Raw genomic sequence first — 9,378 nt, 5'->3', positions numbered from 1 at the left:
TTGATATCGGTCACTATTCGCCTCCTGAGTGCTGCCATTGCCATGCCGGGCCAGGCAGTTGACAGCCAGTAATCTTTAAGCTAGCCTAACCCTGTTCTACGGCACAGATGATGTTCTGTATACATTTCATTCAGCAAGGTTGTCAATATGATGCGAGATCTATCCCGTCTTCTTCTGGTGATTTTTATCATCGGTTCGGTTAGCGCCTGTTCATCGTCCAAGGATGAGCCACTCTTTTTTAAATCAAAACGTCCTGCTGCTGAAGCAGAAGCGCCGGTCAAGGATGTGCCGACTGATATCCTGTCAACCCAGCGTGCCTTCAATCAGGTTTCCAAAAAAGTCACCCCGATTGTGGTTAATATTTCCACCATCAGCCGCAAAAAGCTGGTGCGCCCCATGCCTGACCTGCCACCACTGTTTGAGGAGTTTTTTGGTGGCGGCTCCCAGGCCCGGCGTAACAGGAGCCTGGGATCAGGTTTTATTATTAGCCGTGATGGTTTTATTGTCACCAACGAACATGTGGTTCGGGATGCAGAGAGTATCCGGGTCAAGCTTTCCAACGACAAGGTCTATGAGGCCAGGGTCGTGGGTGGCGATCCCAAGACCGATATTGCGGTGATCAAGATAGATGCCACTGACCTGCCGGTGGCAGTGTTGGGAGATTCGGACCGGATTGAGGTGGGGCAATGGGCGATTGCCATTGGTAACCCGTTTGGCCTGGAGCGTTCCATGACCGTGGGGATCATCTCTGCTACGGGCCGTTCAAATGTGGGGATTGAAAGCATCGAAAACTTTATCCAGACCGATGCCTCCATCAACCCCGGTAACTCCGGTGGCCCCCTGCTGAACATCCACGGTGAGGTGGTGGGCATTAACACCGCTATTGTGGCGGCGGGGCAAGGAATTGGTTTTGCCATCCCCACCAATATGGCCAGCCCGATCATCAGTCAGCTGGTTGAAAAGGGCAAGGTGACCAGGGCCTGGCTGGGGGTCAGCATTAAACCGGTTGGCGAAGATGAGGCGCGCTCTTTGGGCTTGCCCAAACCAACTGGAGCCTTGATTGCTGGTGTGCAAGCTGATGGCCCAGCTGCAAAAGGTGGCATACGCACGGGTGATGTCGTACTTATGCTTGGCAGCATCGAAGTACGTGATCCGTCCCATCTGCAGCAGCTGGTGGCGGTCACCCGTATCGGAGTTGCACTGCCGGTGGTGATTCTACGAGACGGACGAAAAATAACAGTAACCGTTAAGCCTGACAATGCAGACGCTGCTGCCTCAACGCGCCGGACTGATCAGGAAGAGGGCACTCGTTAAGCCATTTGATTTACTTTGCGTTAAAACTACGCTAGAGTACCAAAATGCTTGGATGACTTCCCTCCGAAAGGAAGAATCATGAATATCCTCACCACCAAGGAACAGGCGGCACGTCTGGCACGGGCCATTATCTCCGATGTGGCGATCTACAATCAGGAGAAGGTTGAAAGTGGCATCAAGAATGATAATATTTTTGAAATACTAACTGAAGAGATCGAAGAAGGACGGCAACACTTTTACTCGCGCGTTGCCCCGGAACTGAACCCGGAGCGGATGTTTGATCTGACCCTGGTGGATATCCTGATCAAACGGGCTGGCAAGATTGAATCAGTCATCTGGTAGCGTTTAAACTAACGTGTATATACCTAGAGAGGCGTGTCCTGGTGGCGCGCCTCTTCTGTTTGGAGAGTCCGTGGAAATAACTCGTTATTGTATTGAGGTGCCGCCTGAAGCAACCGGACAACGGCTGGATGCTTTTCTGGCAACACAATTAGTGGATCTGAGTCGGGCCGCGGTACAACGTCTGATTGACGATGGTCAGGTGCTGCTGGTCGAGGGAAAGCCACGCTCATCAATGAAGCTGGCTGGTGGTGAACAGATTACGGTTGATATACCACCGCCGGCACCGGCAGTGCCGCTGGCAGAGCAGATCCCCCTGGATGTTCTCTATGAAGACCATGACCTGATCGTGATCAATAAACCGGCCGGTATGACCGTCCACCCTGGCGCAGGGGTGGATTCCGGCACCCTGGTGAACGCCCTTCTGGGTCACTGTACCGACCTGTCCGGTATTGGTGGCGAGATCAGGCCGGGCATTGTGCATCGCCTGGACAAAGGCACCTCCGGCGTGCTGGTGGCTGCCAAAAATGATATCGCCCACCGGGGGCTGGCAGAACAGTTTGCAGCACACAGTATCAAGCGGCTCTACTGGGCCTTGATCTATGGTTCTCCTAATGAAGATACCGGCAAGGTCAGCAACAGCATTGGCCGTCATCCCACCGACCGCCTGCGGATGTCAGGCAAGGCAAAGCACGGCAAGGAGGCGACCACCAACTGGCGGGTGCTGGAACGGTTTGGTGCAGCCAGTCTGGTGCAGCTGCGGCTGGAGACCGGTCGCACCCATCAGATCAGGGTCCACCTGACCGAGGCCAACATGCCGCTGTTGGGTGATCCGCTCTACCCGGATGGTGGCCGCTTCAACAATCTGAAAGACACCAAACTTAAAGGGATGATTGCCCATCTGGGACGGCAGGCCCTGCATGCCCGCGTACTGGGCTTCATCCATCCGGTCACCAACCAGTACCTGGAATTCAGCAGTGAACCGCCGGATGATTTCAGCGAAATCCTGGCCTACCTGCGTGAGACCACTGCTGTAGTCTCTACTTTTTCTTGACGCTGCAGATACACGATACTACAACCCCTGTATGGATTTATTAGCCCATCTCAATCAACCGCAGCAACAGGCCGTACTGCACACCGAAGGTCCGCTGCTAATCCTGGCCGGCGCCGGTTCCGGCAAGACCCGCGTGATCACCCACCGGATCGTGCATCTGATCCGCGAACATGGCATCCGCCCCTGGAGCATCCTTGCCGTAACCTTTACCAACAAGGCAGCTAAAGAGATGGCCGAACGGGTGCAGCACCTGCTCGGCTCCCACGACACCCCGCTAATTGCCACCTTCCACGCTACCTGCGGCCGTATTCTTCGTCAGGAGATTCACCAGCTTGGCTATGAGCCATCCTTTGCCATTTATGATGACAAAGACAGCGAACGGCTGCTGAAAGATGTCATTAAAGAGCTGAATCTGGATGACAAACGCTATCCGGCCAACGGCATCGGTGCGCGAATTGATGACTGTAAAAACCGGGGACTGCTGCCGGAGCAACTACCGCCGGGGGATCTCTGGAACCAGCAGTTCATCAGGACCTATGCTGCCTATCAGGAACGGCTCAAGCGCTGCAACGCCCTGGATTTCGGCGACATGATCCTGCAGACCGTGCGGCTGTTTGAGCTGTTTCCCGAGGTTTTGTCCCGCTGGCAGGGCCGTTTTCAGTGGCTGCTGGTGGACGAATATCAAGACACCAACCCGGTGCAATACCGCCTGATCCGCCTGCTGGCCGGTGAACGCCAGAATCTCTGCGTGGTGGGGGATGATGACCAGTCAATCTACTCCTGGCGCGGGGCTGACATCCGCAATATCCTTGAATTTGAAAAGGATTTTCCCAACGTGTCGGTCATCAGACTGGAACAGAACTACCGCTCCACCCCCACCATCCTGCAAGCTGCCGGGGCGGTGGTGGCCAGAAACTTTGGACGCAAGGCCAAAACGCTCTGGACGGATAACCCGGATGGTGAGCCAATCCGCTGTGAACGGCTGGAGTCTGACCGGGCCGAGGCCCGTTTCGTCTCAGCAGAGATCACCCTGCTGCAGCGCAAGGGGCTGCCATTATCGGAAATGGCCGCTTTTTACCGCACCAACGCCCAATCCCGTCTGCTGGAAGAGGCGCTGGCAGCCGAAGGGATTCCGTACCACATTGTCGGCGGCGTCCGGTTCTATGCCCGGCTGGAGATCAAGGATATCCTGGCCTATCTGCGCCTGCTGGAAAATCCGTCGGATGATGTCTCGCTGAAACGGGTCGTCAATGTGCCGCCCCGTGGGATTGGGGCTGCCACGGTGGAGCGGGTGGCAGAGCTGGCCAGACAGGGGCAGCTCACCCTGTTTGAGGCCTTTGAGCGGGCAGTGGACTCTCACCTACTGGGCTCCGGCCCCCGCAGCAAGGTGGCCGCCTTTGTGGAACTGCTGCAGCGCTTCCGTCGTCTGGCTGCCACCGCAACCATGCCAGAGCTGGTTGGAGCCATACTGGAAGAGTCCGGCTATCTGGCACGTCTCAAGGAAAGCAGGGATGAAGAGGATAGCGAACGGCTGGAAAACCTGGCCCAACTGGTCTCGGCTGTGGAGGAGTTCAGCGTTGCCAACCCTGAAGCCGGTCTGGCTGACTTTCTGGAGCAGGTGGCGTTGGTCTCTGATCTGGAGCGGGGCGAGGCAGGCAGACCTTCCGTGACCCTGATGACCCTGCATGCCGCCAAGGGCCTGGAATACAAGGCGGTCTTCATGGTGGGAATGGAAGAGCGGCTCTTTCCCCATGTGCGCTCACTGGATGATCAGGACGGCATGGAAGAAGAACGCAGACTCTGCTATGTGGGGATGACCAGGGCGCGGGAACGGCTTTACCTGCTGTATGCTCGGCGCAGAATGATCTTTGGCCAGGAACAGGCCAATCTGCCTTCACGCTTTCTAAAAGAGATCCCGGCAGAGCTGATGGAGCGCAATCACGTCTCCTATAGCCCGGAACCGCCCCCGGTAGCACAGCAGATAAGCTCCTTTACTCCTGCTGCCTCCCACAACCTTGCTGCGGTGGCTTCGGCCATTGCCGAAGTGGAGATGGTGCCGGAACCAAGCGATGACTATGGCACCGGTATCTATGTCGGTCTCAAGGTTCGTCATGCCAAATTCGGGGTTGGCAGCATCCGCAAAATTGAAGGTAAAGGGGACGAGCAGAAGGTGGTTGTCTGGTTTACCAGTGGCGGCCCAAAAAAACTGATGGTACGCTTTGCCGGTCTGGAGCGGGCATGAACAACACAACCAAACAACATGCCGCAGAACGGCTGCTGGATTATGAACTGATCCTGGAGGCTCAGGATCGGATTCGCAAGCGGGTACGCCACACTGAGCTGATCAGTTCCAACCATTTCAGCCAGCAGTTAGGCTATCCACTGCTGCTTAAATGTGAAAACCTGCAGACTACCGGCGCTTTTAAACTGCGTGGCGCCATGAACTTCATGACTGCCCATGAGCGCAGTGAACTGGCCCAGGGAGTTACGGCTGCCTCAGCAGGCAACCATGCCCAAGGTGTCGCCTATGCAGCGGATCTACTGGGAATCCCGGCCAAGATTTTCATGCCGCAAACCACACCGCCTCAGAAAGTGCAGGCCACCCGTGACCTGGGGGCAGAGGTGGTGCTGACCGGCGCAAACTTTGATGAGTCCTTTGCTGCTGCTCAGACCGACAGCCTGCAAAGCGGCACCGTATTCATCCATCCCTTTGATGATCCACTGGTGATGGCTGGTCAGGGCACCATCGGCCTGGAGATCCTCAAGGACCTGCCGGATGTCGCCAATATTGTCGTGCCGATCGGTGGCGGTGGCCTGCTGGCCGGTATCGCCGTTGCCATCAAAGAACTGAATCCTCGCGTGCGGATCATCGGCGTTGAAACCGCTTCAGCCCCCTGTATGTACCGGGCGGTGCAGGATAATTGCATTACCGATGTCCCGCTCAGCGTCACCATTGCCGATGGCATTGCGGTCAAAAAGGCCGGGCAGCTGGCCATGCCGATTATACGTGACCTGGTGGATGAACTGGTGTTGGTGGAGGAAGAGGAAATAGCCCTGGCTATTGTGGCACTGCTGGAAAAAAGCAAACTGCTGGTGGAAGGTGCCGGTGCTGTTGCTCTGGCCGCCCTGCTGAATAACAAGGTTGCGCACGTACGGGGTAAAACCGTCTGCCTGCTCTCTGGCGGCAACATCGATGTCCGCACTCTGGCGTTGGTGGTTGAACGGGGACTGTTGGCAGCCGGTCGCTATCTGAAGCTGCGGATCGAGATGCAGGACACACCCGGCGCCCTGGCCAACCTTGCCACAGACCTTGCCTTTACCCGGGCCAATATTCACGATATTACCCATGATCGCCGCACCAAAGGGCTGGTGATGGGCACCACCGCGGTGCAACTGGTGCTGGAGACCCGCGGCCAGGACCATGCCCAGCAAGTGCTGGCGCTACTTGCAAAGCGCGGCTATTCTGTAACAACGGAGCAGTAAGCAATTATGCGGATACTTGTTACCGGCGCTGCCGGATTCATCGGTTTTCACACCTGCCAGCGGCTGTTGGCACGGGGCGATGCTGTCCTGGGGCTGGATAACCTGAATAGCTACTATGATGTCAGCCTGAAACAGGCACGGCTTGCGCAGCTACAATCCCTGCCCGGCTTCAGATTTATTCAGGCAGACCTGGCAGACCGGCCAACGATTGAGCATCTGTTCAGCTCAGAACCGTTTGACATCGTCATCCACCTGGCTGCCCAGGCCGGTGTCCGCTACTCACTTGAAAATCCCCATGCCTACGTTGACAGCAACCTGACCGGCTTTATGAGTATTCTGGAAGGCTGTCGCCACAACGGAATCAAACATCTGGTCTTTGCCTCCTCCAGCTCTGTCTATGGCGCCAACACCGTCACACCGTTTTCCGTTCACCAGAACGTTGATCACCCTATTTCGCTCTATGCGGCCACCAAAAAAGCCAATGAGCTGATGGCCCACAGCTACGCCAGCCTCTACAATCTGCCGGTTACCGGACTGCGTTTTTTTACCGTCTACGGCCCGTGGGGTCGGCCGGATATGGCCTATTTTTCCTTTACCAAGGCTATTCTTGAAGACAGGCCAATCACCATTTTTAACAACGGCATGATGCAGCGTGATTTTACCTATGTGGATGATATCGTCGAAGGTATTGTCCGCGCCGCAGACTGCCCAGCAGCCCCACATCCAGGCTGGTCCGGGGTAGAACCTGATCCCGGCACCAGTTTTGCCCCCTATCGCATCTACAATATCGGCAATAACCAGCCGGTTGAACTACTACGTTTTATAGAAACTCTGGAACGCCATCTGGGTAAAACTGCTCAGAAAAATTTCCTGCCGATGCAGGCCGGAGATCTGCCTGTTACCTTTGCTGATATAGATGACCTGGCGGCTGACACCGGATTCAGACCTGCCACCACCATTGAAGAAGGAATTCAATACTTTGTCCGCTGGTATCGTGATTACTACAAACTCCCGGCGTAGCTCCTGCGAAAGGAACGTGAGCATGCACAGAAAAGGCATTATCCTGGCTGGCGGGGCTGGCACCCGTCTGCATCCCGCAACCCTGGCTGTATCAAAGCAACTACTGCCGGTCTATGACAAACCGATGATCTACTACCCGCTCAGCACCCTGATGCTGGCTGGCATACGCGAAATACTGATCATCTCAACACCGCAGGACACCCCTCGCTTTGAACAGCTTCTGGGAGACGGCAGCCAGTGGGGACTGGAACTGCAATATGCTGTACAACCCAGCCCGGATGGCTTGGCCCAGGCCTTCATCATCGGCGAACAGTTTATTGGCAACAGCCCATCCGCACTGGTTCTGGGTGACAACATCTTCTACGGCCATGACTTCCCTCACCTGCTGAGCAGTGCCATGCAACAGGAATCAGGGGCTTCGGTTTTTGCCTACCATGTCAATGATCCAGTGCGGTACGGTGTAGTCGCCTTCGATAAAGCAGGCAAAGCGGTCAGCCTCGAAGAAAAGCCACTAAAACCACAATCAAACTATGCGGTTACCGGCCTCTATTTCTACGACAACAGCGTGGTTGAACGAGCTAAAAACCTGAAACCATCTCCCCGTGGAGAACTGGAGATCACGGACCTTAACCGGCTGTACCTTGATGAGGGGAATTTATCAGTAGAGATCATGGGGCGCGGCTATGCCTGGCTGGACACCGGCACCCATGAAAGCCTGCTGGAGGCTGGACAATTCATCGCCACCATCGAAAATCGCCAAGGGCTTAAAGTTGCCTGCCCGGAAGAGATTGCCTGGAGGCAGGGATGGATTGATGATAGACAACTTGAGCAACTCGCCATACCACTTGCAAAAAACGGCTATGGACAGTATCTTATAAGACTGCTGAATGAGCGAGTTCTTTAACTTTTTTGGAGTTAAAAAACGTGGTTATCATTTAATTATAAAGAAATAGATAAAAAAGAGGTTTTCTGGATATGAGAGCCATAATTCTAGCCGGCGGTCTCGGCACTCGCATCAGTGAAGAAACACACCTTAAACCCAAGCCGATGATAGAGATCGGCGGTAAACCAATTCTCTGGCACATCATGAAGATTTATTCATCTCACGGAGTCAATGACTTCATCATCTGTTGTGGCTACAAAGGTTATATAATCAAGGAATATTTTGCCAACTACTTCCTGCATATGTCTGATGTTACGTTTGACATGCTAAACAATCAAATGGAGGTACATCAGCAAAATGCTGAACCCTGGCGTGTGACGTTGGTGGATACCGGCGATGAAACCCTGACTGGTGGACGTCTTAAGCGGATTGCAAGTTACCTTGAAGGCGAAGAAGCCTTCTGCTTCACCTACGGGGATGGTGTCGCCGATATTGATATTTCCGCTGAAATTTATTTTCACCAAAAACACGGTAAATTAGCAACCATTGCAGCTGTTCAGCCTCCTGGTCGCTATGGAGCAATCCAGCTTGAAGGCAAGCAGGTAACTGGGTTTACAGAAAAACCTCGTGGTGACGGTGGGCTCATAAACGGTGGTTTTTTCATTCTCTCGCCTAAATGTCTCGACCTGATTGAAGGTGATTCCACCAGTTGGGAAGGTGCACCGGTTAATCAGCTGGCCCAAATGAATGAATTGATGGCCTTTGAACATACTGGCTTCTGGCAACCAATGGATACGCTACGAGATAAAAACCATCTTGAAGAGCTTTGGACTACTGGGCAGGCGCCATGGAAGGTCTGGTAATGCAACAATTCGGTGATATCTATCGCAGCCGGAATGTGCTGGTTACCGGCTATACCGGCTTTAAGGGTAGCTGGCTCTCGCTTTGGCTTTCAGAATTAGGCGCTAAATTGAGTGGACTAGCCCTGCCTCCGGAAACAAAACCTAGTCATTGGGGTTTACTCAACCTCAATATATCAGAAGACCTCACTGATATCCGCGATTATGCTGCATTCTCCTCGTGCCTGGAACGTACGCAACCGGAAATAGTCTTCCATCTAGCTGCTCAACCTCTGGTGAGGCGCTCCTACCGTGATCCTCTGGAGACTTGGTCCACAAATGTCATCGGCACAGCCAATCTGTTGGAGGCATGTCGCAAAACCTCTAGCGTACGGGCCATTGTTGTTATTACCACTGATAAAGTCTATGAAAACAACGAGTGGCCA

Annotated in this window: 9 protein-coding genes; all 9 read left to right on the top strand. The window is 54.3% G+C overall.

Annotated features, from left to right (window positions below; translation table 11 throughout):
* The first annotated feature begins 147 nt into the window (after positions 1-147).
* The gene (locus tag OEL57_RS10300; RefSeq protein ID WP_300740336.1) at positions 148-1,314 is read left to right on the top strand and encodes a trypsin-like peptidase domain-containing protein; all 1,167 of its coding nucleotides are present in this window, start codon (positions 148-150) and stop codon (positions 1,312-1,314) included.
* Positions 1,315-1,392: 78 nt separating this feature from the next.
* Entirely contained in the window at positions 1,393-1,656 is a 264-nt protein-coding gene (locus OEL57_RS10295; protein ID WP_300740334.1) for a hypothetical protein, read from the top strand.
* A 70-nt stretch (positions 1,657-1,726) separates the two neighbouring features.
* The gene (locus OEL57_RS10290) at positions 1,727-2,707 is read left to right on the top strand and encodes an RluA family pseudouridine synthase (protein WP_300740329.1); all 981 of its coding nucleotides are present in this window, start codon (positions 1,727-1,729) and stop codon (positions 2,705-2,707) included.
* Between the two features lie 31 nt (positions 2,708-2,738).
* Positions 2,739-4,949: an ATP-dependent helicase gene (locus OEL57_RS10285; RefSeq protein ID WP_300740326.1), complete on the top strand. Its 2,211-nt coding sequence runs from the start codon at positions 2,739-2,741 to the stop codon at positions 4,947-4,949.
* Between the two features lie 32 nt (positions 4,950-4,981).
* Positions 4,982-6,190, top strand: coding sequence for a threonine ammonia-lyase (gene ilvA, locus OEL57_RS10280; RefSeq protein ID WP_300740341.1), 1,209 nt, complete (start codon positions 4,982-4,984; stop codon positions 6,188-6,190).
* A 3-nt stretch (positions 6,191-6,193) separates the two neighbouring features.
* Positions 6,194-7,210: an NAD-dependent epimerase gene (locus OEL57_RS10275; RefSeq protein WP_300740339.1), complete on the top strand. Its 1,017-nt coding sequence runs from the start codon at positions 6,194-6,196 to the stop codon at positions 7,208-7,210.
* Between the two features lie 22 nt (positions 7,211-7,232).
* Positions 7,233-8,114 carry a glucose-1-phosphate thymidylyltransferase RfbA gene (rfbA, locus tag OEL57_RS10270; RefSeq protein ID WP_300740323.1) on the top strand — a complete coding sequence of 294 codons (882 nt, stop codon included), beginning with the start codon at positions 7,233-7,235 and terminating at the stop codon, positions 8,112-8,114.
* A 71-nt stretch (positions 8,115-8,185) separates the two neighbouring features.
* Positions 8,186-8,956, top strand: coding sequence for a glucose-1-phosphate cytidylyltransferase (gene rfbF / locus OEL57_RS10265; RefSeq protein WP_300740321.1), 771 nt, complete (start codon positions 8,186-8,188; stop codon positions 8,954-8,956).
* The coding region (locus OEL57_RS10260; RefSeq protein ID WP_300740318.1) for a GDP-mannose 4,6-dehydratase at positions 8,941-9,378 on the top strand (438 nt) is incomplete at its 3' end. The genes rfbF and OEL57_RS10260, both read left to right, overlap by 16 nt.

The sequence above is a fragment of the Trichlorobacter sp. genome (assembly GCF_030247655.1).
Lineage (GTDB): Bacteria > Desulfobacterota > Desulfuromonadia > Geobacterales > Pseudopelobacteraceae > Trichlorobacter.
This window is presented reverse-complemented; position numbering and strand designations above follow the sequence as displayed.

Bases quoted from the DNA above. Each gene is read 5' to 3' on its own strand.
- OEL57_RS10295 (WP_300740334.1), top strand. From the start codon at position 1,393: ATGAATATCCTCACCACCAAGGAACAGGCGGCACGTCTGGCACGGGCC.
- rfbA (WP_300740323.1), top strand. From the start codon at position 7,233: ATGCACAGAAAAGGCATTATCCTGGCTGGCGGGGCTGGCACCCGTCTG.
- OEL57_RS10300 (WP_300740336.1), top strand. From the start codon at position 148: ATGATGCGAGATCTATCCCGTCTTCTTCTGGTGATTTTTATCATCGGT.
- OEL57_RS10285 (WP_300740326.1), top strand. From the start codon at position 2,739: ATGGATTTATTAGCCCATCTCAATCAACCGCAGCAACAGGCCGTACTG.
- rfbF (WP_300740321.1), top strand. From the start codon at position 8,186: ATGAGAGCCATAATTCTAGCCGGCGGTCTCGGCACTCGCATCAGTGAA.